Source organism: Neorhizobium sp. CSC1952, assembly GCF_030378245.1.
Classification (GTDB): domain Bacteria; phylum Pseudomonadota; class Alphaproteobacteria; order Rhizobiales; family Rhizobiaceae; genus Neorhizobium; species Neorhizobium oryzae_A.
On sequence record NZ_CP128416.1, the window covers coordinates 1627010 to 1650980 of the forward strand.

The window sequence follows — 23971 nt, forward strand, 5'->3', positions numbered from 1 at the left end:
GTTCCGATGGGAGAAGGTCCGAGCGGCCCGGCTCCGAAGAGCCTGAGCACCGCCCGCATCGGCATCTATGCCTTTCTCTTCATCTCGGCACTGTTCTTCCTGCTGCCGCTCTATGTGATGGTCGTCACGTCCATCAAGCCCATGGAGGAGATACGCCTCGGCGGTATTTTCGCCTTGCCGACGACTGTGACATTCGAACCCTGGGTCAAGGCCTGGTCCAGCGCCTGCACCGGCCTCGATTGCCGCGGCATCAGCCCGGGCTTCTGGAATTCGGTGAAAATCCTCGTCCCATCCGTCATCTGCTCGATCTTCGTCGGCGCTCTGACCGGTTACGCCCTCTCCTTCTGGCGCGTGCGCGGTGCGAACCTGCTGTTCGCCGCATTATTGCTGGGAGCTTTCCTGCCCTATCAGGTCTTCATCTATCCGCTGGTTCGCATCTATTCGGCGACCGGCCTGTTCAGCACGATCTACGCGCTGGTGCTGACGCATGTCATCTTCGGCCTGCCGGTGATGACGCTGCTCTTCCGCAATTATTATGCCGGCATACCGGTCGACCTTTTCAAGGCGGCGCGTGTCGATGGCGGACGGTTCTTCTCGATCTTCTTCCGGTTGATGCTGCCGATGTCGATCCCGATGCTGGTCGTCGCCCTCATCCTGCAGGTCACTGGCATCTGGAATGACTTCATCATGGGGCTCACCTTCGGCGGTCTCGCCAACCGCCCGATGACGGTGCAACTCACCAACCTCGTGGCGCCGACGGAAGGCGAGATCGCCTACAACGTCAACATGGCGGCCACCATCATGACCGCCGCCGTTCCGCTCGTCGTCTATTTCATCTCGGGTCGCTGGTTCGTGCGCGGCATCGCGGCAGGCGCGGTCAAAGGGTAAGCATTCATGTCCAGCGTTTCCATCCGGAATCTGCAAATCTCCTTCGGCGCTCTGAACGTGCTCGAAACGCTCGACCTCGAAGTGCAGGAAGGCGAGTTCATCGTGCTGCTCGGCCCTTCCGGCTGCGGCAAATCCACCTTGCTCAATGCGATTGCGGGGCTTCTCGACATCACCGAGGGACAGATCTGGATCGACGGCCGAAACGTCACCTGGGCCGAACCGCATGAACGCGGCATCGGCATGGTGTTTCAGTCGTACGCGCTCTATCCGCGCCTGACGGTGGAAGGAAACCTCTCCTTCGGGCTGAAGATGTCCGGAATGCCGAAGGCCGAGATCGCCCGGCGCGTTTTGGAAGCGGCGCGCATTCTCCAGCTCGAACACTTGCTGCAACGCCAGCCGGCACAGCTCTCAGGCGGCCAGCGCCAGCGCGTCGCTATCGGACGTGCGTTGGTCCGTAACGCGAAAGTGCTGCTCTTCGACGAGCCGCTTTCCAATCTTGATGCCAAGCTGCGCACCGAGTTGCGTGTCGAGATCAAACGGCTGCACAAGAGCCTCGGCTCGACGATGATCTTCGTCACCCACGATCAGGTCGAGGCACTGACGCTCGCCGACCGCGTCGCGGTCATGCACAAGGGCGTCATCCAGCAACTTGCGACGCCCAAGGAAATCTACCAACGGCCGATCAACCGCTTCGTCGCCGGTTTCGTCGGCTCGCCGCAGATGAATTTCCTGCCCGGCACCCTGGTCCGGAGAGAAAACGCCACATGCTTCCGCCTCCGGGATGGCAGCGAAGTGAACCTGACAGGCTACGTGTTTTCGCGACCATTCGCCGACGGGCAACCGGCGACGCTCGGAATTCGTCCGGAACAAGCTCTGTTACGCCCCTCCGAACACCAGCATCCGGACCGATTGGAGGCCGTTTTCACTATCGAAGAGCCCATGGGGCCGGATACGCTTCTCTGGGGCACGCTTGCCGGCGAAAGCTTCTCAGTGAGGATTTCTTCGGACCAGACGCCGGTCATCGGTGCGAAGACCGATATTTACGTGAACATGGCTCAGGCATCGCTGTTCGACGAGGCGGGGGACAGATTGTGAAGAACCTCCCCCATAATCTCCGGCATGCGCGGCCGCCATCACCTCAGCAGGCTCTGGCCTCCGTCGATCCAGACCGGCGAACCGGTGATGTGACGGGAGCGATCGGATGCCAGGAAGGTCACGATTTCGGCGACGTCTTCGCTCGTGCCGGCCTTGCCGCCGGTAATCGGGATGTCGCCTTCCGGCCAGACGACCGGAATGCGCGCCGCATCCTGGTTCCGCTTGATCGTGCTGTCCGGAATGTTCGTGGCGATCAGGCCGGGGCAGACCGCATTGATTCGGATACGGGACTTGCCGAGTTCCAGGGCAAGCTGTTGCACCATGGCAAGCTGCGCCGCCTTGGTGGCGGCATAGGCAGTCGCCCCCGCGGTCGTGAACGTACGCGTGCCATTGATCGAGGAAACCACCACGACCGATCCGCCTCCGGATGCTTTCAGATGCGGCACGGCGTAGTGAATCGTAAGGTAGGTGCCGCGCAGGTTGACGGAGATCGTCTTGTCCCATTCATGTGGCTGCAGGTCATCGATCGGCGCCCAGACCCCGTTGATGCCGGCATTGGCAACCACGATGTCGAGCTTTCCCCAGGCCGAAACCATAGTATCGATCGCGACCTTCATGTCGCCTTCGAGGCTGACATCGGCGGTGAGCGCCAGCGCTTTGCCACCGGCCGCCTCGATCTCCTCTTTCGTCTTGCGTATCTCGCCCTCCGTCCTGCTGAGGACTGCGACCTTGGCGCCACGGGACGCCAGCATGACCGCCGACGCCTTTCCGATGCCGGATCCCGCCCCCGTCACCAACGCTACCTTCCCCAGCAAATCCATAGCCGATCCTCCATCCGGATTGAGCGAAAAAATCTGTTATTCCTTTTCGCAACATGCAGATGTTTTTACAAAACATTCTGTTCGTTTTCCAGAATAAGTTTTTGTTTTCGAAAGATTTTCTTTCCAAAAGGCCACTGCCTCGCAGCGGCTGCACAACCCAGAAGGAGATAGACCATGGCGACAGCCGCCCAAACTGCCAGGCCCCCGCGGATCATGCACACGATGATCCGGGTCGGGGACCTACAGCGTTCGATAGACTTCTACTCGAAGCACTTCGGCATGGATGTCATCCGCACGATCGACGTGCCGGAAGGCAAGTACACCAACGTCTTCATCGGCTATGGCGCCGAGAAAACCGATCCCATGATCGAGCTTACCTACAACTACGGCGTGGAAACCTATGAAAAGGGCACCGGCTTCGGCCATCTCGCCGTCGGCGTGCCGGATATCTACGGGGCCTGCGAAGCGATGCGCAAAGAGGGTGTCAAGATCGTCCGCGAGCCCGGTCCGGTCAAGTTCGGCACCACGGTCATCGCCTTCGTCGACGATCCAGACGGCTACCGCATCGAGCTCATCCAGGAAAGCAAGTAACTCGGAGTTTTGACGATGGAATATACCAAACTCGGCAAATCGGGGCTTGAGGTCTCGCGCATCTGCCTCGGATGCATGACCTTCGGTGAACCCGATCGCGGCAACCCCAAATGGACGCTTGCCGAAGAAGACAGCCGCCCCCTGATCAAGAAAGCGATCGAGCTCGGCGTCAACTTCTTCGACACGGCAAATATCTATTCGAACGGTTCGAGCGAGGAAATTGTCGGCCGGGCGCTTAAGGACTTCGCCAAGCGCGACGAGATCGTGCTCGCGACCAAGATCAATTCGCCGCTCCGCGAAGGTCCGAATGCCAAGGGCCTGTCGCGCAAGGCGATCATGCAGGAGATCGATCACAGTCTGCGCCGTCTCGGCACCGATTACGTGGATCTCTACCAGATCCATCGCTGGGATCCGGTGACGCCGATCGAGGAGACGCTCGAGGCCCTCACCGATCTCATCAAAATCGGCAAGGTTCGTTATATCGGCGCCTCTTCCATGCATGCCTGGAAGTTCGCCAAGTCGCTCTACCTCTCGGACCGGAAAGGCTGGGCGCGCTTCATCTCGATGCAGAACCACTACAACCTGCTCAACCGCGAGGAAGAGCGGGAAATGGTGCCGCTCTGCGCTGCGGAAGGCGTCGGCCTCATTCCATGGAGCCCGCTCGCCCGTGGTCTTCTCGCCCGCGAGGAAGGCCATGAATCTGTCCGCAAAGGCACCGATATCCTGCGGCCTGTCCTTTATGGCGATACAGAGGAGGCCGATGCGAGGGTCATCAATGCGGTTGCCAATGTTGCCAAGCGCCACGGCGTTCCGCGTGCCCGGATCGCCATCGCCTGGCTGCTCTCCAACCCGACCGTTGCCGCACCGATCGTGGGCGTCAGCCGCGAAAGCCAGATCGTCGACGCCGTCGAGGCGGTTTCGATCAAGCTGACGCCGGAAGACATCAAGGAGCTTACGGAGCACTACGTACCCCATAAGATCATGGGTTTCGAATGAGAAGAAGGCCGGCCACCCAAAGTGGCCGGCCCTTTTTACACCCGGAGAATACTGAAAACCGGCCCTTAGGCCGGCTTGTCATATATCTTCGTCAAAGAGCGGGGCCGGCACCCCCGCGACCGGCGCTCGCATGGCAAAGAGGCTGCCGGATGTCGGGAACTGCGCCATCTCTTCCGGAGGCCTGCGGCTTCCTGCCGTCGTGACGAACAGCGTGCGCATATCCGGACCGCCGAAGGCCGGCATGGTCGGGCATTTCACCGGCACGGGATATTCGGCCATCAGCTTGCCCTCCGGCGAGAAACGCCGGACGACGGAGGCACCGAAGATCGCCACCCAATAGCACCCTTCGACGTCGATCGAGGCCCCGTCGGGCCTTGCCGCCGGATTGTCCGGGATGTCGATCACTACCCGCTCCCCGGAAACCGTGCCGTTCGTCCTGTCGAAATCGCGGGCCGTGACCTTCGAAACCGGCGAATCCACGTGATAGAGCGTCTTGCCGTCCGGCGAAAATGCCAGGCCGTTCGACGTCATCAACCCATTGATCAACGGCACGAGGCCATCTCGGTCGTAGCGGTAGAGTTTCGCCTTGTTCTGACGGGATTCGTCGACCGTCCCCGCATAAAAGCGGCCGTCCGGGCCGACCCGGCCGTCGTTGAAGCGACTGAATTCGATGCCTTCGGGATTGTCCGCAAGCTTTGCGATCGGCCTGCCTTCCCGATCGAGCCGCCAGATACCGGACCTCAGGCCGGCGACGAAACCACCGCCGCGGACCAGGCCGATGCAGCCGATCTCTTCAGACTGCATGAAGCGCTGGAGTTCGCCGGTCGCAGGATCGAAACGATTGATCGACGGACCACGGATATCGACGAAATAGAGCACCTGTTCGGCCTCGCTCCAAACCGGGCTTTCACCGAGTTGAGAGCGGCTGTCACAAACGAGACCGAATGCCTTGTCATTTAGCGTGGCTTTTTCCATGGGCAGAGGCCTCACTTCGCGGCCTTGTTCCGTAGCCATTCCTCGTATTCGGGCCGCGCATCGTCATGCAGCGGGTAGTAGCGCTTGAGTTCGCCGCCCGCGAGAAGCTTCTCCTTGGAAAACTCCTCCCATTCGTGATGGGTCGAAGCACGCCTTATAAGCTCCTCGGCATGGCCAACCGGCACGACCACGGCGCCATCGTCATCTGCGACGATTATGTCTCCCGGCATGACGAATACGCCGCCACAGGAGATCGGCACATTGACGCCCCAGGGCATTAGATCCGTCTGAGTGTGGAAGTTAGGGGTCAATCCACGGATCCACATTCCAATGTCGAGATGCTTGGCATTCGGATAATCGCGCAGACACCCGTCGATCACCACCCCGGCGCCCCCCTTTCCCTTGAAATAGGTGAGCATCATCTCGCCGAAGATGCCGCTCTTCATGTCGCCGCGGGCGTCCACGACCACGACATCACCCGGCTGAGTGTGGTAGAGGACGTGTCTGTGAAGCTGCTTTTCCGGCTGGGCATATTCGTCCGCGTCCTGAAGATCCTCGCGCTTCGGCACGAACTGCAGCGTCAGTGCCGGACCGCACATAACGGTCCCCTCCCGGCGGGAAACCGGCCCGTAGATATGCGTATTGCGGATGCCCATCTTGCTGAGCTGGCTCGATGACGTTGCAGCGCCGATCTTCTTGATCGCCTCGATCCATTCGCGCGGCGGTCGTTTGATGTCCTGTGTCTCGATCATGGTATTTCCTGTGTTTTCGTCCTCGCCGCTCCCTCGGGGGAGCCGCATGAAAAGGGGTTCAGGTGGTCGAAAATTCCGAGCCGCAACGGCACCCGCCATCCTCCTGACGAATCGCCGAGCGCGGCGGAACGGGGCCTCATTCGAGCTATTTCAATGTCATCCCTCCCAAGAGGTCGGCTCCCACCAACTCATGTCAGTTCATATTTAAACTGATACTATTCATTTCAGAATGAATGTTGACAAAGCCGGTGTCAATGAGGGAATGGTGTCGTCGATGAAAAAATCGGATATTGCTCCAAATGGGAATTTGCTTCATTCGAAACTGAATGATGACCAGGGATATCTGATGAGCGACGAGAGCAGCCAAGACGACAAGGACAAGAACGGTGTCCCGGTATTGGAGAGGATGATGGAGATTCTGTCTTCCCTTGAACTCCAGCCGGCCGGCGAAACCATCCGCGATCTTTCAGAACAGCTCTCGGTGCCCCGCAGCACGGTCTACCGCATTCTGAACACGCTGCATGCCCATAACATGGTCCAGCGGCGGCTCGATGGCACCTATGTGTTAGGCCCGCGGCTGCTCAGCCTCGCCTCCAAGGTGCGTTCCGAGGCAGCTTTCGATCTGGTGGCGGTCGCCCAGCCCGTCATGAAGAAGCTCGCGGAAACAAGCGGCGAGGCTAACAAGCTCTCGGTGCTCGACAATCAGGCCGTTGTCGTGGTCGCATCCTTCGCCGGGCAGGGACAATATGCTCTCAATCCGGCGATCGGTCAGTCCTTCCCGCTCCATGCCGGCGCCGCCAGCAAGATGCTGCTTGCCCATATGGAGCCGGAAATCATCAGCAAATTCCTGGCGACCCCGCTGAAGAAGTATACGCCGCGCACCATTACCGACGCCGCCAAGCTTTCGACCGAACTCAACCGCATCCGCAGGCAGGGATGGGCAAGCGACCGCGGGGAGCATGGCGGCAGCGTCTGGGCGGTCGCGGCACCGGTCACCACCCCGTCGGGACGTGTCATCGCGGCGCTGAGCATTCCCTATCTGGCCGCCGACAAGGAAAACGACGAGCGCGACAGGCTGCGCGACATGGTGATCGACGCGGCGGCCGAAATTTCCAGCCGTATTCCGGATATTTGATCGAGCCGCCGAACCGGCTCAGCGGGAGGACGAATTGAAGATCATCGACGTCAAATGCGCGCTCTTGGGGCGCCACCCTGTCGTGCGCCTTGTGACCGACGAAGGGCTTTCCGGCTACGGACAGGTCGAGTTCTGGAAACCCTATGCCAAGGAGCACATCCTGCTGCTGCGCGACATGATCCTCGGCATGGACCCGACCGATGTGGAGCGTATCATGCTGCGCATCCGCCACCGCGGCGCCTTCAAGCCCTGGGGCAGCGCGATCAGCGCGATCGAGATGGCCTGCTGGGATCTCGCCGGCAAGGCGGCCGGCATACCGGTCTACAAACTGCTCGGCGGCAAGGTGCGCGACCGGGTCCGCGTCTACAACGGCGGGGTCCGGTTCCCGATGAACGGCTGGGGACCGGACGACTATGCGGCCGACGTGAAGAAGATGATGGATTCGCCCGAAGGCTTCACCATCATCAAGCAGCCCATCGCCTTCCATAGTCCGATGGCGCGCCAGGTGCCGGATTTCCACTATGGCGAAGTGACGACGAGGCCCATGCCCGGGCTCAGGGATACCGGCTATCTGACCGAAAAGGGGTTCCATCATGTCGTCGCCTGCGTCGAGGCGATGAAGGAGGTCACCGGCGACAAGGTGGGGCTGGCGCTCGACTGCGGCCCTGGCTGGACGCTGCCGGACGCGAAGAAATTCGCCAAGGCGGTGGAACCGCTCAACCTGATGTGGATCGAGGATATCCTGACCGGCGACCAGTCGCCCTATGTGGGAGCTCCTGCCTATCGCGACCTGACGATGAGCACGTCGACACCGATCCACACCGGCGAGCAGATCTATCTGCGCCAGAATTTCCGGGAACTGATCGAGACGCGCGCCGTCAACATTCTAGGCCCCGATCCCTGCGATGTGGGCGGCATCGCCGAGCTGAAACGCGTCGCCGAATATGCCGAAATCCACGGGCTTCTGTTTGCGCCGCATGGCACCGCAAACGGCTTACTCGGGCTTGCGGCGCTCGTCCAGGTCTCCGCCACCCTTCCCCAGAATTACATCGCGTTCGAAATCCCGATCGGCGAACCGGGCTGGTGGTATGAGGTCGTCGAGGGCCTGCCGAATCCGATCGTCAAGGACGGTTTCGTCGACGTCTGGGATCGACCGGGAATGGGCGTCGATTTCATCGTCGACAAGGCGATTGCCTACCTTGCCGAAGAGGATCGCGGCTTCTTCGACTGAACCCGAGCAGGAAACCGTTCGATCAGGTGCAACGCCGCGATGAGTGGCCCGATGCGGCCTGCCGTTCAGAACTATACCGCATAAGCGAGATTTCCTCTTATCCGGTCTTTTTCGCTTTTCCCGCTAATGCCGCTTGACAGATCAAGAAACCAAACTCATTCTATTTAGAACACGATGAGTTCATATTTGAACTGATCGGACCGGGATGCAAAGGAGGAATGCATGCCCATCCGAGTCGGAATGACGCTTTCAGGCGAACGGCTGAACCGCGACAACGCGAAGTTCGCCCAGCAGCTCGGCATCGAGGACGTCGTCGTTCACCTCGGCCGCTACAAGCGCGTCGAAGACCCCCAGCTTTATCTTGCGGGCGGTCAGCCCGGGCCGATCCTCGGAGATTGCAGCGAAGAGACCCTGTGGACCTACGACTACATGAAGGGTGTCGTCGACATGCTCGGCGAATACGGGCTGAAGATTGCCGCGATGGAGAATTTCGCGCCGAACTTCTGGTCCGACATCCTGCTCGACGGTGCGGAAAAGGTGCGGCAGATGGATGGCCTCAAGCGTCTCGTCGAGGACGCTGGCCGTGCCGGCATCAAGGTCATCGGCTACAATTTCTCGATCGCCGGCGTCTGGGGCTGGCGGCGCCTGCCGGTCGGCCGCGGCGGCGCCGTGACTTCGGTCTTCGATGCCGCGAGTTTCGACGCACAGGCGCCGATCCCGGACGGCATGGTCTGGAACATGCGTTATCGCCCGAGCGTGGCAGGCGCCATGCCACTGAAGGTTTCGGAAACCGAATTGTGGCAGCGGCTCGAATGGTTCCTGAAGGAACTCGTACCGGTCGCGGAAGCGGCCGGAGTTCGCCTTGCCGCTCATCCGGACGACCCGCCGATGGAAACGCTTCGCGGCACGGCACGCCTCGTGAACCAGCCGTCGAAATATGACCGTCTGGTGTCGATCGCGGACAGCCCGTCAAACGCTCTGGAATTCTGCATCGGCTCGCTGCAGGAAATGACCACCGGCAACGTCTATGAGACGACGCGCCGTTTCGCCCGCGCCAAGCGGATCGCCTATGTCCATTTCCGCAACGTCAGGGGCAAGGTTCCCCACTACGAGGAGACTTTCATCGACAACGGCGATGTCGATATGGCGGAGATCGTCCGCATTCTGCGCGACGAGGATTTCGACGGTGTCATGGTCCCCGATCACGTGCCCGACGTGCACAGCAATGCCCCCTGGCATGCCGGTATGGCCTATACGATCGGTTACATGCGGGCGCTCGTCGGCCACGCCCATCTGCTCGGTGCGTCCGCGACGCCGATTTCCATCCACGACGCGATCACCAGGGAGGCGGTGTAGCCGTCCTCAGCCAAACCGAATTCTAGGGAGGAGAATGTCATGAAGCGCAGAACGAAAATGCTCGTTACGGGCCTTGCCCTGTTGCTGTCGCAGGCAGCTCACGCGTCCGCGGCCGATCTCGTCTGGTGGACGATGAATTGGAACGAGCAGAAAGCGAAGGACTATGCCGCCGAGTTCATGAAAGAGAACCCGGGCGTCAATGTCCGCGTCGAGGCTAACGTGGCGGGCGGCCTGCAGAGCCGGATCCTTGTCGCGCTGCAATCCGGCAGCACGCCGGACCTGATCGACGTTCAGAACGGCGCCAACGTCCCGCTCGCCGAGACCGGCAAGCTCGAGCCCCTGCGCGACCGGCTGACGGCGGCCGGCGTGAAGTTCGACGATATCCTGCCCGCCAGTCTCGATACAGCCACCTACAACGGACAGCTCTACGGCCTGCCCTTCCAGGCGGAAGCCCATGCACTGATCTATAATAAGGGTGCCTTCAAGGAGGCCGGGCTCGATCCGGAAAAGCCGCCGCAAACCTGGGCGGAATTCGTGGACGCGGCCAAGAAACTGACCGGCAAGAACAGCAAGGGCCAGCAAGTCTACGGTTATGGGGTCTCCGGCGGTGGTGCCGATCAGCCCGGCAACGCACTGTTCCGCTCCCTGCCCTTCATGTGGATGAACGGCGGCGGCATTCTCGGTCCCGACAACAAGGAAGTCATCATCAATTCGCCAGCCTCCGTGGAGGGCGTGAAGCTCTATGTCGATCTCTTCACCACCTACAAGGTCTCGCCACCTTCGACGCTCGAGAACGACTCCAATGCCCTGCGCCGTCTTTTCCAGGTGAGTAACGTGGCGATGATCCCCGGCGCCACCTCCGATATCGAGCGCATTCGTGCAGCCGCGCCGGATATCGAGCTCGGCGTCGGACCGCTGCCGCATCCGGAAGGCAAGGACCCCGCTGTCATACTCGGCGGCTGGAACTTCATCATTCCGAAAGATGCGCCGAACAAGGACGCGGCGATCAAGCTTGCGGCCTTCATGTCGAAGCCGGAGCGGCAGGCCGCCTATACGACCACCTTCCCCGCCGCCATGTCGGGCCTGAACGACAAGCGTTTCGCCGATTCGATCATGGACGCGCACAAGGAAATGCTGAAATACGCCCGGCCGCAGCCGACGATCCCGCAATGGGGCCAGATCGGCCAGATCTACTACAATCACCTCCAGGAAGCGCTGCTGCAGAGCAGCACGGTTCAGGAAGCGATGGACGCCGCGGCAACCGAGATCAAGACGCTTCTGTCGCAGTGATGCGCATCGCAGCTTATCCCGGAAACAAAATAGAAGCGCCCGGCCTCGTCCGGTTGGGCGCATAACGTTCGGACTTCCCATGACATTGCGAAATATCAGCCCCGGCGTCTGGTTCATCCTGCCGACCATGCTGCTTCTGGCGGCCCTGATCGTCTATCCGATGCTCTCGACCGCCGAACTTAGCGTCACAGATGCAAACGGCGCCTTCTCAGGCATGCGGAATTTCAACGTCGCCATCAGTGCGCCGTCGACCAGGCTGATCCTCTTCAACACGGCCTATTACGTCATCGGCTCGGTGGTCTTCCAGCTCCTGCTCGGGATCCTGGCCGGCATCCTGCTGAACCAGCATTTTGCCGGCCGCTCGCTGGTGCGCTCCCTGATGCTGATCCCGTGGGTAGTGCCGGGCATCGTCGCCGCCATGACCTGGGCCTGGATGTTCCATACGGACTACGGCATCATCAACTATATGCTGATGCAGGTCGGAATCATCTCCGAACCCATCGGCTGGCTCACCAATCCCAACACCGTGATGCCGGCGCTGATCGCCGTCAACGCCTGGAAGATGTTCCCCTTCGTGGCGGTCATGGTGCTCGCCGGCCTGCAATCCGTACCGGAAGAGCTGTACGAGGCGGTCAGGGTCGATGGCGCGAGTTTCTGGCACGAGATCTGGCATATCATGCTGCCGCAGCTCAGGCCGGTGCTTGTGTCCATCACACTGCTCCTCACCATATGGGCGTTGGACGGCATCACGATCATCTATTCGATCACCGGCGGTGGTCCCGCCAACCGCTCGATGATCTTCCCTATCCAGATCTATGTGCAGGCGTTCGAGTATTTCGAGTTCAACCGCGCTGCGGCTCTCTCGGTGCTCTATTTCCTGTTCATTTCGGTCATCATCGTGCTCTACATGCGCGTCTTCGCGGCGCAGGAAAAGGACTGAGCCATGAAGGACTCACGCCGCACTCTTCTCATCTCCCTGCCGGTCTCGATCCTGGTTATCGTCGCTGTCTTCCCGTTCCTCTGGATGGCCGTTTCCGCCTTCAAGCCGCTCTCGCAGCTCTATACCATACCACCGCAATGGCTGCCCGATCCGCCGACGCTTGCAAACTTCAAGAACGTCCTCTTCGAATCGAACATCCCGCGCTATTTCGTCAACAGCCTGATCATCTCGATCGGCTCCACGTTCCTGGCGCTCGTCTTCGCCGTCTTCGCCGCCTATGGCTTTGCCCGCTTCGATTTCCGTGGCCGCCCGGCGGCGCTTGCCTTCGTGCTGATCGGACAGCTTTTGCCGACGGCAACCGTCATCGTGCCACTTTACATCGTTCTCAACTATCTCGGCCTCATCAATACCTATCTCGGCCTGATCCTCGTCTATCTCATTCTCACCCTTCCCTTGAGCGTCTGGATGCTGACAGGCTATTTCCGCGGCATTCCCAAGGAGCTCGAGGATGCGGCCATCATCGACGGCGCTTCGCAGCTCGGCGTGTTGTTCCGCATCTCCCTACCGCTCGTCACTCCGGGCATCATTGCGGTGACGCTCTATTCCTTCGTCGCCACCTGGAACGAATTCGTCTTCGCCCTTTCCTTCGCGACCGAGAAGGAAATGAAGACGTTGCCGATCGGGCTCGCGGAATTTTCGACGGAGTTCGACACCGACTGGGGCGCGGTCATGGCCGCCTCCTTCGTCATGACACTACCGATCGCGCTCATCTTCCTGGTGATGCAGCGCATGTTCGTCAGCGGCCTCATGTCCGGCGCGACGAAAGGCTGACGGAAAACGAAATTGGGAGGAGGATAGCCTTTGGCTCAGGTTGCATTGAACAAGCTAGTGAAGAGATACGGGGCCTATCAGGCGCTCCATGAAGTCGACATGACCGTGGAGAACGGAGAATTCGTCGTGCTGGTCGGGCCGTCCGGCTGCGGAAAATCGACTCTCCTGCGGATGATCGCCGGGCTGGAGGAAATTTCTGGCGGTACAATCAGCATAGGCGGCCGCGTCGTCAACACGATCCGGCCGAAGGAGCGGGACATCGCCATGGTCTTCCAATCCTACGCGCTCTACCCCCATATGACCGTTCGCAAGAACATGAGCTTCGCCCTGAAGCTCGCAGGCGTCGCACAACCCGAGATCGACAGGGCCGTAGAGCGCGCTGCAGCAATACTCGGCCTCGAACCGCTGCTCGACCGCAAGCCGAAACAGCTTTCAGGCGGCCAGCGCCAGCGTGTTGCCATGGGCCGGGCGATCGTCCGCAATCCGCAGGTCTTCCTGTTCGACGAGCCGCTCTCGAACCTCGATGCTAAGCTGAGGGTCCAGATGCGTGCGGAGATCAGGGAACTGCACCAGCGGCTCGGCGCGACCACCGTCTACGTCACCCACGACCAGATCGAAGCCATGACCATGGCCGACAAGATCGTCGTCATGCGCGACGGCCATATCGAACAGATCGGCCATCCGCTCGAACTTTATGACCGCCCGGCCAACCGCTTCGTTGCCGGCTTCATCGGCTCGCCGGCGATGAATTTCATCGAGGGGCAGGTGGATGCTTCGGGTGCCGATCGCTTTATCGCATCGGACGGTACGGCGATCCCCGTCTCCGCCAGGCTCGGCATCCTGAAAGGAAGTCCTGCGGTGTTGGCAATCCGCCCGGAAGATCTGTCGATCGTCGCGGAAAATACTCCGGGAGCTTTTCCCGGTATGGTCTCGGTCGTGGAGACAACGGGACCGGAGACAATCGTCATCGCCAACAGCTGCGGAACGCGACTCTCCGTCGTGATCAAGGAGCGCTCGCGATTGAAGCTGGGTGAAACGGTCTGGTTATCGGCGGATGTCTCAAAACTGCATTTCTTCGAAGCCTCGGAGGACGGCCGCCGGCTCGCCGCATAGCTTCATGGAAGTGCGGTGTCCACCCGATGGAAATTGCCGGAGCCAACATCCGAAAACTCTTGTCTTCCCCGTTTCGCTTGCTTACGTAGTTTTCACACTGCAGAGGCCGCAGCCTCCGCACGTAAGCGTTAACGTCACTCAACGCGCATGATCGACCGGGTTTGCCGGTTTCGATCTGCGCGGTTGTGTCCGGCAGGTCGAACTCAATCCCTGAAAGGACACAGATGAACCAGCTTACATCGCAACGGGCCACCCTCTCCGTTCCAAAGATCGAGCGTATCCGCCACGAGCTCAAGCGGCGCGTGCTGACGGTCACGACCGTCGAGCGCATAACGCCGCAGGTGCTGCGCATCACGTTGACCGGGGAGGATCTTGCCGATTTCGTCAGCGCCGCGCCCGACGATCACGTCAAGATATTCCTCCTCGCTGCAGCCGGCGAGCCGGAACGGCGCGACTATACGCCCCGACGGTTCGATCGGGACGCCAAATCGTTGGTACTCGATTTTGCAGTCCACGATGCCGGCCCTGCGACCCGATGGGCGCTGGAGGCGGCACCGGGAAGCGGCTCTCCATCGGTGGCCCGCGCGGCTCGGCTGTCGTCTCGGGCGTGAAGCGCTGGGTGCTGATCGGCGACGAGACCGCGCTTCCGGCGATCGGCCGCCGTATCGAAGAATCGGATGCGGACATCGCCATCACGACCATAGCGGCCATTGCCGGCCCCGAAGAGGAGCAGGCTTTCGACACGCGCGCTAGGCTGGAGACGTTCTGGGTGCACCGCCCGCTTGCGCAAGCCACGGATGCCTCAGGCCTGATCTCGGTGCTCGACAAGATCACCCTTGAACCGGAAACCTTCGTCTGGATCGCCGCGGAAGCTTCCGTCGCGCGTGCCATACGCACCCATCTGGTCGAAAAGCGCGGATATCCGCTTCCCTGGATCAAGGCTGCCGGATATTGGGCACAGGGCAAGGCGGATGCCCACGAGAGGATCGAGGACTAGGACCACTCGGCTGAAGGCTGCCGGTAAAATTTCCGGTTGCCGAGACCGCTGGCAAAGTCTTCCCGAGTCGGCGTAAACTGAGGTCCATGCCGCACGCATATCCGACGCCAGCCAACAGGGAGCTTTCTTGACCATCGGACTTGCCCATGCCGAGTTGATCGCGGTTCTTTCCGCCGTCACGCGCGAGGAACCGCGTGTGATGACGATCAGGTCCGGGGACGCCCTGCCTTCAGGACCTTTCGAACTGGGGCACAGAAGTCTTCAGGCAGGCCTCAGGGAATGGGTCCGCGACCAGACGGGGCACCCGGTCGGATATCTGGAACAGCTCTACACCTTTGCCGATCGCGACCGCACGCGGGAGAATGCCGGCAGCCGGACCATTTCCATCAGCTATCTCGGGCTGGTGCGCGAGCAGGCGGCACCCGGGGCCGGAAGGCCGGAATGGCACGGCTGGTACGAATATTTTCCCTGGGAGGACCACCGGAAGGGAAGGCCGGATATTCTTTCCGGCATAACCGGCCGGCTGCAGGACTGGGCGGATGCGGCGCCGGCACATCGCGAGCATCGCCGGCGCCGTATCGATTTCACGTTCGGCCTTCACGACGCAACCTGGAACGAGGATCTCGCTCTGCAGCGCTACGAGCTGATGTACGAAGCCGGACTTGTGACGGAGGCCGGCTGCTCGCGGGAGCAGAGCCTCGGCCGGCAGATGTTCGCCGATCACCGCCGCATTCTCGCGACCGCGATTGCCCGGCTGCGCGCAAAGATCAAGTACCGGCCGGTCGTCTTCGAACTGATGCCGGAGAAATTCACCCTCCTGCAACTGCAGCGCACCGTCGAAGCGCTGGCCGGGCTGACGCTGCACAAGCCGAATTTCCGCCGGCTGATCGACCAGCAGGAGCTGATCGAAGAGACGGGCGAAGTGACCACCGAAACGGGCGGCCGGCCGGCCAAGCTCTTCCGGTACCGGCACGCGGTGCTCGAGGAACGGGCGCTTTCCGGCTCGAAACTTCCTCTCTCGCGCAATTGACATAAACTCGATTCGAGAATATGTCTTTGCGCCAGATATACTCAACACGAGTATAAAGGAGGCGCCCGTGAATTCCTTGATTTCCGCATCGACGCTCTACGACCGGGTCAGCCGCGTCATTCCCAAGGCCGAATGGATGGCTCACGAGGCCGATATCGAGGCGATCCTCGATCTGAAGCGTCGCCGCAACGCCGTCATCCTCGCCCATAACTACCAGACGCCGGAGATATTCCATGGCGTCGCCGATATCGTCGGCGACAGCCTGGCGCTGGCCCGCAAGGCCGTCGAGGTGGATGCGGACGTGATCGTGCTTGCCGGCGTGCATTTCATGGCGGAAACGGCGAAGCTCCTGAACCCGGAAAAGACGGTACTGATCCCCGATATGGGGGCAGGCTGTTCGCTGGCGGAATCGATCACTCCGGAAGACGTGGCGCTGCTCCGACAAGCGCATCCGGGCGTGCCGGTCATCACCTATGTGAACACGTCCGCCGCCGTGAAGGCTGCTTCCGACATCTGCTGCACCTCCGGCAACGCGAAGCAGGTGGTGGAGTCGCTCGGCGTCCCGAAGGTGCTGATGATCCCCGACGAGTATCTGGCGCAGAACGTAGCGCGCGAGACCGATGTCGAGATCATCGCCTGGCACGGCCATTGCGAAGTGCATGAACTGTTCGACGCGCAGGATGTCCGCGACCTGCGCGAAGCCCATCCGGGCGTTCTGGTGCTCGCCCACCCCGAATGTCCGCCGGATGTGGTGGCGGAGGCGGATTTCGCCGGATCGACCGCAGTCATGTCGGACTATGTCGGGAGCAGGAAGCCGGCGCGCGTCGTGCTTCTGACGGAATGTTCCATGAGCGACAATGTGGCCGTGCATCATCCCGATGTGGAATTCGTACGGCCCTGCAATCTCTGCCCACATATGAAACGCATCACCCTTTCCAACATCCGCAAGGCGCTGGAGGAGAACCGCCATGAGGTGACCGTCGATCCGGCGGTTGCGGCCGCGGCGCGTCTGGCGGTGGAAAGGATGCTGGCGATATGATCGACGGGCTTGATCACCTCGCGGGCCGTATCGCGATCGTCGGCAGCGGGTTGGCTGGACTGGTGACGGCGCTGATGCTGGCGCCGCGGCCGGTCGTGCTCGTCACCCGCGCCGGCCTGGGTGGGGAAACGTCCAGCGCCTGGGCGCAGGGCGGCATTGCCGCGAGCCTTGGCGAGGATGACAGCCCCGAACTCCACCTTGCCGACACGCTGGCCGCCGGCGACGGATTATGCGACGCAACGATCGCCGCATCTATTCTTCATGAGGCGCCTGCCGCCATCGCGATGCTGGAAAGATTCGGCGTGCGCTTCGACAGGACAGCGGACGGGGCGCTGGCGCTCGGCCTGGAAGCAGCCCATTGCCGCCGCCGCATCGTGCATGTGGAAGGTGACGGATCGGGTGCGGCGATCGTCCGGGCACTGGCCGATGCCGTTCTCGAAACGCCGTCGATCACCGTACTGGCCGGTGTCGAGGTACGACGCCTGCTCACCGACGACGGCAGGCTATCCGGCCTGCTCTGCGCAACCGGCAACGGCGCGGCGTTTCTCCCGACTTCGCGCGTGGTCCTCGCGACCGGCGGGCTCGGCGGGCTTTATGATGCGACCACCAATCCCGTCGGCAATTACGGCCAGGGCATCATGCTCGCCGCACGCGCCGGTGCCGAGCTCGCCGATATGGAATTCGTGCAGTTCCACCCGACAGCGCTCGATTTTCCCCGGCGGCCGCTGGCATTGGTAAGCGAGGCGGTGCGGGGGGAGGGCGCCGTGCTCGTCAACGAGAAAGGCGAACGGTTTCTCGCCCGCGAACCCGGAGCCGAACTCGCTCCGAGGGATATCGTGGCCCGGGCGATCAGCGCCGAAATCGCCCGCGGCGGCCGTGTCTTTCTCGATGCCCGCGAAACGCTCGGCCAGAGGTTCGCAGGCCGTTTCCCGGCTATCGACCGGTTGTGCCGGGAGGCCGGCATTGCTCCGTCGCAGGACCGCATTCCCGTTCGTCCCGCCGTTCATTACCACATGGGCGGCGTAGCGACCGACATGAACGGCCGCAGTTCGGTCGAAGGCCTATGGGCGGTGGGCGAGACGGCCTGCACCGGTCTGCATGGAGCGAACCGGCTTGCCAGCAATTCGCTGCTCGAAGCCGCCGTCATGGGCATGCGGGCAGCCCGGGACATCGCCGGGACGTCCGCCGACGGCGCTCGCGTTCTGCCTGTGACCGGCCTCCCCCCATCGGCAGATGTTTCCCCCGTTCAGCCGATCGTTTCCCGCCATCTCGGCGTGTTGCGCAATGCCGGCGCAATCCATGGCGCGGTCGCAAGTCTGCTGCCGCTCGTCGAAGACGAGGGGCAGGCCTCCGATCCCGCCATCGTCGCGCTGCTGGTCGCGGTCTTCGCCTCGCTCCGGCGGGAATCGCGCGGCGCCCATGCCCGCACGGATTTCCCGCTCAAGCTCGCCTATGCGGAGCGGCGGAGGATGCGCCTTGCCGAGGCGCTGGATATCGCTCGAGCGGCTGCTTCCCATCCCATTGCCCGGAGTGCCTAAGGAGTCCCCGACATGAGCCTTGCTCCCCTTCCCCGACTGATCGTCGAGCCGCCGGTCCGCGCAGCGCTTCTCGAAGATCTCGGTCTTGCCGGCGACATCACTTCGACCGCCGTCATCCCGGCCGAGCATCGCTCGACGGTGATCATGGCCGCCCGCAAGGCCGGCGTCATTGCCGGGTTGGACGCCGCCGAGCTCGCCTTCCAGCTCGTAGATCCCGCAATCAGCGTCACACGCCATGTTCCGGACGGGACGGCGGTGAAGCGGGGCGACACGATCGCCACGATCGAAGGCCCTTCCCGCGGGCTTTTGACGGCCGAACGGACCGCGCTCAACTTCCTCGGCCATCTCTCCGGTATCGCCACCGTGACGGCGGGCATCGTCGCGGCGGTCGAGGGCAGCAAGGTTTCGGTGGTCTGCACCCGCAAGACGACGCCCGGGCTCAGGGCGTTGGAAAAATACGCCGTACGCGCCGGCGGCGGCATGAACCATCGCTTCGCACTTCACGATGCCGTGCTGATCAAGGACAACCACGTCGCGATCGCCGGCAGTGTCGCTGAAGCCATACGCCGCGCCAGGACGGGTGTCGGCCACATGGTGAAGATCGAAGTGGAGGTCGATACGCTTACCCAGCTTCACGAAGCCATGGAGATCGGCGTGGACGCCGTGCTTCTCGACAACATGACACCCGATGAACTGCGCGAGGCCGTCGCGATCGTCGCCGGTCGGGCGATCACGGAAGCGTCCGGCGGCATTACGCCGGAGACCGCCGCGGCCGTCGCGGCATCGGGCGTGGATCTCCTCTCGGTCGGGTGGATCACTCATAGCGCCCCCACCCTCGATATCGGCCTGGATTTCCAATCCGCCTCGTCGTGACGGCGCCACCCGCCGTCCTGGAATCGATAGCCGCCTACCTTCCCTTCGGAACAACAAGGGATTATGAAATATGCGTTGGAACTCACGAGGAGGTGATTCGCAATGATCAGGAAATTGGCAGCCGAGGCGATCGGGACATTCTGGCTTGTGTTCGGCGGGTGCGGCAGCGCCGTGCTTGCGGCAAGCTACCCGGATCTCGGCATCGGCTTCGTTGGCGTTGCGTTTGCGTTCGGATTGACAGTATTGACAATGGCTTATGCGGTGGGAGGAATTTCCGGAGGGCACTTCAATCCCGCCGTTTCGCTCGGTCTGGCCGTAGCCCACCGATTCGAGTGGAAGGATCTGGTGCCCTATTGGATAGCCCAGGTCGTCGGCGGGCTGGTCGGGGCCGCTGTGCTCTATGCCATCGCATCAGGCAAAGCGGATTTCGTTGCGGGCGGCTTTGCTTCGAACGGGTACGGCGTCAACTCACCCGGCGGCTACGGCCTGACAGCGGCTCTCGTGGCTGAAATCGTTCTGACCGCAGGGTTTCTGATTATCATCCTTGGGGCCACCGCAAAAGCCGCGCCCGCGGGTTTTGCTCCCATCGCGATCGGACTCGGTTTGACGCTGATCCACCTGATTTCGATCCCGGTGACAAACACGTCGGTCAATCCCGCCCGGTCGACCGCGGTGGTCTTCTTCGCGGAGAACGGCGCTCTCGGACAGCTCTGGCTGTTCTGGTTGGCGCCGCTGGTCGGCGCGACGCTCGGCGGCCTGATCTGGAGCATGCTCCTCGCACCGGGTGAATCTCCTCGCGGCATCGCGGGAGCCGAGCCTGCCTAATACCGGATCCGGTGCCTCACCATCAGGAAGGCCCGTTTCGGCGGGCCTTCTTTTTTGCAGGCTTGTCCCAGATGCACCTCAGACGTCCTTGTTCCGTGCGAGCACATCAAGAAGCTGGTTGGTGTTGTCGATCGAAAACTGCACCCGTTCGCCCGGCCAGACCGTTTCCGAATAGGCGATGGGCGTTCCCTTCATATCCACATCAACCTTCTTCAACACAATGACCGGCTGGGACATGCTCTGGTCGAGCTGGCGGGCCTCTTCAGGCGTCGGCATCCGGACCAGAATGTCGGTCCGCAGGCGGATGTAGTCCGGAACGCCGTATTCGGCCAGGATCACGCTGACACTCCGCCCGCTACGCCGCGCCTTGTCGAAACCGGGAAAACGGCGGACCGGATAATAGGCATTCGATAGGTTGATGGGTTCGTCATCGGCAAAGCCGCGCCGGACGATATGATAGACCGGCTCGCCCCGCGGCAGCCGAAGCGCCTCGGCAACCGCGGCGGAAGCGGGTATCTCCTCTTCGCGGACGGCCTGGCCGAAAGGCTCCCTGCCCTGGTCCAGAAGGTTCTGCGAAAAGCGGGTGCGCTCGGAAAGACGATATTCGAGACGCCCCTCGCGAACGAAAGTGCCCCTGCCTTGCTCGACCTGCACGAGCCCGCGGCTCTGAAGACTGGAGATGGCCCGCCGGATCGTGTGGCGGCCGACGCCGAACTGCTCCATGAGGTCGGCCTCCTTCGGAAGCTGGGTCATGGGGGAGAGCCGACCGGTCAGGATGTCTTCAGCAATATCTTCCTCGACCTGCTGCCACTGCCCATGCGACGATTTCTTCTCCATGTCTCTCTTTCGTCTGATCCGCTCATGTCGTCCGGATGTCGATACCTTTCGGCGCATCCGGTTTCAATCGGGATTGCCGGTCACTCTCCTGTCATCCACCCGTAGAAGATCGGCGATAGAAGGAAGAGGAGCGTAAATACGCCGGTTACTTCATATGGATGTCATCGATCGCCGTTACAGAAATATTCGAATATTTTCTAATAAATTCGAATGAATTGGGACGAAGAATGATCGAGATCAGCCGCCGGAACGGCTCGCTGATCGCTTCGGCACTGCTTTCGGTGCTCGACTGGAATCTTCTGTCTTCCGACGTCCGCTTTGCCGGGCTCGACAATTACGAGGCCATTCTGGCCAGCGTGGATTTCAGGATCGCCGCATGGAACATCCATCTGTGGGGCCAGCTTGTTCTCGAAAACCGGTTCAAGAAAACGCTCACCACCGGGATAGCGACCTTTGCCGATCTTGAGGGAACCGAACGCGCCTGGGGACCGCTGATGGCGACCAGCCTCTTGTCGATCGTGCCCGTCCTCGTCATATTCCTGGCCGCGCAGCGTTTCATCGTCGATGCGCTCGCTCCCGGCTTCGACGAGAGATAGGCACCGCCAAATGCATCGGGTCATCGTCATCGGTTCCGTCAATCACGACCGCATCTGGCAGCTCGAAGACGCGCTGACGCCGGGCGGACGACTGCGCTTTTCCGCACGCGAGGTCCATCTCGGCGGCGGAGGCTTCCACACCGGCTGCCAGCTTCTGGATCTGGGGGCGAATGTGGCGCTCGTTACGCGCCTCATGCAGGACGAGAAGGGCCTATCGGCACTGAAGACCCTGAATACGGCAGGTTTCGACACGGCTCACGTGGCGATGCTGCCCGGCGAGACCGAGCCGCTGGAAATCCTGCTCGAACCGAACGGCGAAAGAACGATTATCGCGCCTGCCGGCCGAAGCCGCGCGCCCCTTTCCATCGGCGGTGCGTTGACGGGCGAGGCCGCCTATCTCAATGCCCTCCTGCTCGAAGAGGGCCTCGTCACAAGGCTTCATGATATCCCTCTCGTGGTTTCACAATTGCCGCTGCGGCCAGCCACGCCTCGGCCGGCCGATTATGTCGTCACATCGCGCGACGACGCAGGCGAGGAAGCGCCGGCGGTGTGGCGCCGCGCCATGGAGCTTGCCGGCCCGCGCCTCAAGATGCTGGTTCTGACGGACGGGCCACGCCGGATCACGCTTTACGACGGCTCCCGGTCGATCACGGTCGATCCGGCACCGGCCGTAAAAGTCGCCAGTACGATCGGTGCAGGCGACCGTTTCAGCGGCGCCTTCCTCTTTGCATTGCTCGATGGGTTGGATGCGGCTTCCGCTGCCGCCGAAGCGAGCCGCCTGACGGCGGATTGGCTGCGCCGGCGTCAGCCTGCCTGACGCGGCCTACGCCGGAAATCGCCTCGCCGGCTGCCGGAATTCTGGAATGTTGGGGCTCGCCCGTCCGACGCAAATCGCCTGTTCATACATACAATTGTCACGGAGAGCTGTTAGAGATAAAACATCCGAATGAATTTAGAGTTCATCCGAATGTATAAGGCGAACGAAGCATCCGGCAGCCGGCCCCGATGGGGGCAATGGCAGCTCCTTGAAAAGCAGATCAGCCGCGACATCGCATCCGGAACCTTGGCTCCCGGCTCTCAGCTGCCGACCGAGGCGGAGATCATGCGCAGGTTCGGAGTGGGCCGGCATACCGTGCGGCGCGCCATCGCGGAACTCGCCGAGGCAGGCAAGGTACGCGTCGAGCAGGGGCGCGGCACTTTCGTCGAAGAACATTCGGTGATCCGCTACAACATCGCGCGGCGGACGCGATTCAGCCGTAACCTCAAGGAGCAAGGGCGCATCCCCTCCGGACAGCCGGTGAACGAGCTGGAGATCGCGGCACCACCGGTCGTCGCCGCCGCGCTCCGCATTCCCGAAGGCTCGCCTGTCTACATGATCATGCGCCGCAGTTTCGCCGACGACGTGCCTATCAGTCTCGGCTGCAGCTATCATCCGGTCAGCCGCTTTCCCAACATGCATATTCGCCGGCGCACGGGCGCTTCGGTGACCGACATCTACAAGGATTTCGGCATTTCCGACTACCTGCGCCACAGCACCGCGATCTTCACCCGCCTGCCGAGCGCGGAAGAAGCACGCCAGCTCGCCCAATCCCAGGAACAGCCGGTTCTCGTCACCCAGAAGATCGACGTCGACATGGAAGGCTGCCCGATCGCCTATTCCGACGTCGTCTGGGCGGGCGAGAGGATGCAGTTCGTCATCGACAACGACGACGACGCGCCCGGCCAGGGCCAGACAAACGAAAAGTCCCAGGAAAGGAAAGGTTATGACTGAGATTACGACCGGCAGTCCGGTCATCGGAGGCTATGCTCACGCACAAGCCCTCGACATTCTCGCCGCCAGCCGGCCCGAGGCGATCAAGGCCTGCGCCGAAGACGTACTGACTGATCTCGGCGGCGTGACTGTGCTCGCAAACCGCACCGGGCTCGCCATGCTGCCATTCGTGGACACCGTCCGCAACACGGCCTTTCATCTCGGCGAGGTCCTGGTGGCGGAGGCGCATATCCGCGTGCCGGACCGCGGCGTCGAAGGATATGGCGCCGTCACCGGCCGCGACCTCGAACATGCCATGGCGATCGCCGTCATCGACGCCGCGATCGCAGCCGGACACAGGACCGACCTCGTTCTCGAATTTCTCAACGCCGAACAGCGCCGCCAAGAGGAACACGACCGGGAACGGCTGAGAAAGGTCGAGGCGACGCGCGTACAGATGGAAACCTTCTGA

The 23971-nt window shown here is 61.8% G+C and carries 25 protein-coding genes and 1 pseudogene; 22 read left to right on the plus strand and 4 right to left on the minus strand.

Annotation, left to right across the window (positions count from 1 at the left end; genetic code table 11):
• Window positions 1–6 precede the first annotated feature (6 nt).
• The gene (locus QTA58_RS08265; RefSeq protein WP_289673066.1) at window positions 7–888 is read left to right on the plus strand and encodes a carbohydrate ABC transporter permease; all 882 of its coding nucleotides are present in this window, start codon (window positions 7–9) and stop codon (window positions 886–888) included.
• 6 nt (window positions 889–894) lie between these two features.
• Window positions 895–1983 (plus strand): sn-glycerol-3-phosphate ABC transporter ATP-binding protein UgpC, encoded by a 1089-nt coding sequence (gene ugpC / locus QTA58_RS08270; protein WP_289672403.1) that lies wholly within the window; start codon window positions 895–897, stop codon window positions 1981–1983.
• Window positions 1984–2021: 38 nt separating this feature from the next.
• Here ugpC (QTA58_RS08270) and QTA58_RS08275 read toward each other — a convergent pair whose 3' ends face one another.
• Window positions 2022–2804 (minus strand): SDR family NAD(P)-dependent oxidoreductase, encoded by a 783-nt coding sequence (locus QTA58_RS08275; RefSeq protein WP_289672404.1) that lies wholly within the window; start codon window positions 2802–2804, stop codon window positions 2022–2024.
• On the opposite strand from QTA58_RS08275, the gene QTA58_RS08280 reads away from it, so the two are divergent.
• The 3 genes from QTA58_RS08280 (at window position 2734) to QTA58_RS08290 (ending at window position 4391) form a co-directional block, all read left to right on the plus strand.
• Window positions 2734–2901, plus strand: coding sequence for a hypothetical protein (locus tag QTA58_RS08280; RefSeq protein WP_289673361.1), 168 nt, complete (start codon window positions 2734–2736; stop codon window positions 2899–2901). The genes QTA58_RS08275 and QTA58_RS08280 overlap by 71 nt on opposite strands.
• 77 nt (window positions 2902–2978) lie before the next feature.
• Window positions 2979–3395: a lactoylglutathione lyase gene (gene gloA, locus QTA58_RS08285; protein WP_289672405.1), complete on the plus strand. Its 417-nt coding sequence runs from the start codon at window positions 2979–2981 to the stop codon at window positions 3393–3395.
• Window positions 3396–3410: 15 nt separating this feature from the next.
• Window positions 3411–4391, plus strand: coding sequence for an aldo/keto reductase (locus tag QTA58_RS08290; protein WP_085421745.1), 981 nt, complete (start codon window positions 3411–3413; stop codon window positions 4389–4391).
• Window positions 4392–4469: 78 nt separating this feature from the next.
• On the opposite strand, the gene QTA58_RS08295 is transcribed toward QTA58_RS08290, so the two are convergent.
• Window positions 4470–5366, minus strand: a complete 897-nt coding sequence (locus tag QTA58_RS08295; RefSeq protein WP_289672406.1) for an SMP-30/gluconolactonase/LRE family protein — start codon at window positions 5364–5366, stop codon at window positions 4470–4472.
• An 11-nt stretch (window positions 5367–5377) separates the two neighbouring features.
• Window positions 5378–6118 carry a ribonuclease activity regulator RraA gene (locus QTA58_RS08300; RefSeq protein WP_289672407.1) on the minus strand — a complete coding sequence of 247 codons (741 nt, stop codon included), beginning with the start codon at window positions 6116–6118 and terminating at the stop codon, window positions 5378–5380.
• A 346-nt stretch (window positions 6119–6464) separates the two neighbouring features.
• Between QTA58_RS08300 and QTA58_RS08305 the strand changes: the two genes are divergently transcribed.
• The 13 genes and pseudogenes from QTA58_RS08305 to aqpZ all read left to right on the plus strand — a co-directional run bounded on the left by QTA58_RS08305 (window position 6465) and on the right by aqpZ (window position 20316).
• Entirely contained in the window at window positions 6465–7253 is a 789-nt protein-coding gene (locus QTA58_RS08305; protein ID WP_289672408.1) for an IclR family transcriptional regulator, read from the plus strand.
• 34 nt (window positions 7254–7287) lie between these two features.
• The gene (locus QTA58_RS08310; RefSeq protein WP_289672409.1) at window positions 7288–8484 is read left to right on the plus strand and encodes a mandelate racemase/muconate lactonizing enzyme family protein; all 1197 of its coding nucleotides are present in this window, start codon (window positions 7288–7290) and stop codon (window positions 8482–8484) included.
• A 222-nt stretch (window positions 8485–8706) separates the two neighbouring features.
• Window positions 8707–9840: a mannonate dehydratase gene (locus tag QTA58_RS08315; protein ID WP_289672410.1), complete on the plus strand. Its 1134-nt coding sequence runs from the start codon at window positions 8707–8709 to the stop codon at window positions 9838–9840.
• A gap of 39 nt (window positions 9841–9879) precedes the next feature.
• Window positions 9880–11130 (plus strand): ABC transporter substrate-binding protein, encoded by a 1251-nt coding sequence (locus QTA58_RS08320; RefSeq protein WP_289672411.1) that lies wholly within the window; start codon window positions 9880–9882, stop codon window positions 11128–11130.
• Window positions 11131–11209: 79 nt separating this feature from the next.
• A complete protein-coding gene (locus tag QTA58_RS08325) occupies window positions 11210–12070 on the plus strand; it encodes a sugar ABC transporter permease (RefSeq protein WP_085421740.1) in 861 nt (286 codons plus the stop codon).
• A gap of 3 nt (window positions 12071–12073) precedes the next feature.
• Window positions 12074–12901, plus strand: a complete 828-nt coding sequence (locus tag QTA58_RS08330) for a carbohydrate ABC transporter permease (protein WP_289672412.1) — start codon at window positions 12074–12076, stop codon at window positions 12899–12901.
• Window positions 12902–12931: 30 nt separating this feature from the next.
• The gene (gene ugpC, locus QTA58_RS08335) at window positions 12932–14014 is read left to right on the plus strand and encodes a sn-glycerol-3-phosphate ABC transporter ATP-binding protein UgpC (protein WP_289672413.1); all 1083 of its coding nucleotides are present in this window, start codon (window positions 12932–12934) and stop codon (window positions 14012–14014) included.
• A gap of 224 nt (window positions 14015–14238) precedes the next feature.
• Window positions 14239–15011: pseudogene (locus QTA58_RS08340) on the plus strand (siderophore-interacting protein).
• 127 nt (window positions 15012–15138) lie between these two features.
• The gene (locus QTA58_RS08345; protein WP_085421736.1) at window positions 15139–16041 is read left to right on the plus strand and encodes a hypothetical protein; all 903 of its coding nucleotides are present in this window, start codon (window positions 15139–15141) and stop codon (window positions 16039–16041) included.
• Window positions 16042–16108: 67 nt separating this feature from the next.
• A complete protein-coding gene (gene nadA, locus QTA58_RS08350; RefSeq protein WP_085421735.1) occupies window positions 16109–17080 on the plus strand; it encodes a quinolinate synthase NadA in 972 nt (323 codons plus the stop codon).
• Window positions 17077–18618: an L-aspartate oxidase gene (locus QTA58_RS08355; protein WP_289672414.1), complete on the plus strand. Its 1542-nt coding sequence runs from the start codon at window positions 17077–17079 to the stop codon at window positions 18616–18618. Before nadA ends, QTA58_RS08355 begins: the two co-directional genes overlap by 4 nt.
• A 12-nt stretch (window positions 18619–18630) precedes the next feature.
• Window positions 18631–19491: a carboxylating nicotinate-nucleotide diphosphorylase gene (gene nadC / locus QTA58_RS08360; protein WP_289672415.1), complete on the plus strand. Its 861-nt coding sequence runs from the start codon at window positions 18631–18633 to the stop codon at window positions 19489–19491.
• A 102-nt stretch (window positions 19492–19593) separates the two neighbouring features.
• Complete coding sequence (gene aqpZ, locus QTA58_RS08365; protein WP_085421732.1) at window positions 19594–20316, plus strand: aquaporin Z; 723 nt, start codon at window positions 19594–19596, stop codon at window positions 20314–20316.
• A gap of 78 nt (window positions 20317–20394) precedes the next feature.
• Here the strand turns inward: aqpZ and phnF (QTA58_RS08370) are convergent, their stop codons facing one another.
• The gene (gene phnF, locus QTA58_RS08370; protein WP_289672416.1) at window positions 20395–21153 is read right to left on the minus strand and encodes a phosphonate metabolism transcriptional regulator PhnF; all 759 of its coding nucleotides are present in this window, start codon (window positions 21151–21153) and stop codon (window positions 20395–20397) included.
• Window positions 21154–21380: 227 nt separating this feature from the next.
• Here phnF (QTA58_RS08370) and QTA58_RS08375 point away from each other — a divergent pair, with 227 nt between their 5' ends.
• The 4 genes from QTA58_RS08375 to phnG all read left to right on the plus strand — a co-directional run bounded on the left by QTA58_RS08375 (window position 21381) and on the right by phnG (window position 23971).
• A complete protein-coding gene (locus QTA58_RS08375) occupies window positions 21381–21749 on the plus strand; it encodes a hypothetical protein (RefSeq protein WP_289672417.1) in 369 nt (122 codons plus the stop codon).
• Between the two features lie 10 nt (window positions 21750–21759).
• On the plus strand, window positions 21760–22566 hold the full coding sequence (locus QTA58_RS08380) for a PfkB family carbohydrate kinase (protein WP_289672418.1): 807 nt from the start codon (window positions 21760–21762) through the stop codon (window positions 22564–22566).
• 150 nt (window positions 22567–22716) lie between these two features.
• Window positions 22717–23520: a phosphonate metabolism transcriptional regulator PhnF gene (gene phnF / locus QTA58_RS08385; RefSeq protein ID WP_289672419.1), complete on the plus strand. Its 804-nt coding sequence runs from the start codon at window positions 22717–22719 to the stop codon at window positions 23518–23520.
• Complete coding sequence (phnG, locus tag QTA58_RS08390) at window positions 23513–23971, plus strand: phosphonate C-P lyase system protein PhnG (RefSeq protein ID WP_289672420.1); 459 nt, start codon at window positions 23513–23515, stop codon at window positions 23969–23971. Before phnF (QTA58_RS08385) ends, phnG begins: the two co-directional genes overlap by 8 nt.

Coding starts and splice junctions, on each gene's coding strand:
- QTA58_RS08315 (WP_289672410.1), top strand. CDS start 8,707: ATGCCCATCCGAGTCGGAATGACGCTTTCAGGCGAACGGCTGAACCGC.
- nadC (WP_289672415.1), top strand. CDS start 18,631: ATGAGCCTTGCTCCCCTTCCCCGACTGATCGTCGAGCCGCCGGTCCGC.
- phnF (WP_289672419.1), top strand. CDS start 22,717: ATGTATAAGGCGAACGAAGCATCCGGCAGCCGGCCCCGATGGGGGCAA.
- phnF (WP_289672416.1), bottom strand. CDS start 21,153: ATGGAGAAGAAATCGTCGCATGGGCAGTGGCAGCAGGTCGAGGAAGAT.
- QTA58_RS08305 (WP_289672408.1), top strand. CDS start 6,465: ATGAGCGACGAGAGCAGCCAAGACGACAAGGACAAGAACGGTGTCCCG.
- QTA58_RS08280 (WP_289673361.1), top strand. CDS start 2,734: ATGACCGCCGACGCCTTTCCGATGCCGGATCCCGCCCCCGTCACCAAC.
- QTA58_RS08330 (WP_289672412.1), top strand. CDS start 12,074: ATGAAGGACTCACGCCGCACTCTTCTCATCTCCCTGCCGGTCTCGATC.
- QTA58_RS08275 (WP_289672404.1), bottom strand. CDS start 2,804: ATGGATTTGCTGGGGAAGGTAGCGTTGGTGACGGGGGCGGGATCCGGC.
- QTA58_RS08290 (WP_085421745.1), top strand. CDS start 3,411: ATGGAATATACCAAACTCGGCAAATCGGGGCTTGAGGTCTCGCGCATC.
- gloA (WP_289672405.1), top strand. CDS start 2,979: ATGGCGACAGCCGCCCAAACTGCCAGGCCCCCGCGGATCATGCACACG.
- QTA58_RS08295 (WP_289672406.1), bottom strand. CDS start 5,366: ATGGAAAAAGCCACGCTAAATGACAAGGCATTCGGTCTCGTTTGTGAC.
- QTA58_RS08375 (WP_289672417.1), top strand. CDS start 21,381: ATGATCGAGATCAGCCGCCGGAACGGCTCGCTGATCGCTTCGGCACTG.
- aqpZ (WP_085421732.1), top strand. CDS start 19,594: ATGATCAGGAAATTGGCAGCCGAGGCGATCGGGACATTCTGGCTTGTG.
- QTA58_RS08300 (WP_289672407.1), bottom strand. CDS start 6,118: ATGATCGAGACACAGGACATCAAACGACCGCCGCGCGAATGGATCGAG.
- QTA58_RS08320 (WP_289672411.1), top strand. CDS start 9,880: ATGAAGCGCAGAACGAAAATGCTCGTTACGGGCCTTGCCCTGTTGCTG.
- QTA58_RS08355 (WP_289672414.1), top strand. CDS start 17,077: ATGATCGACGGGCTTGATCACCTCGCGGGCCGTATCGCGATCGTCGGC.
- QTA58_RS08265 (WP_289673066.1), top strand. CDS start 7: ATGGGAGAAGGTCCGAGCGGCCCGGCTCCGAAGAGCCTGAGCACCGCC.
- QTA58_RS08325 (WP_085421740.1), top strand. CDS start 11,210: ATGACATTGCGAAATATCAGCCCCGGCGTCTGGTTCATCCTGCCGACC.
- ugpC (WP_289672403.1), top strand. CDS start 895: ATGTCCAGCGTTTCCATCCGGAATCTGCAAATCTCCTTCGGCGCTCTG.
- QTA58_RS08380 (WP_289672418.1), top strand. CDS start 21,760: ATGCATCGGGTCATCGTCATCGGTTCCGTCAATCACGACCGCATCTGG.
- phnG (WP_289672420.1), top strand. CDS start 23,513: ATGACTGAGATTACGACCGGCAGTCCGGTCATCGGAGGCTATGCTCAC.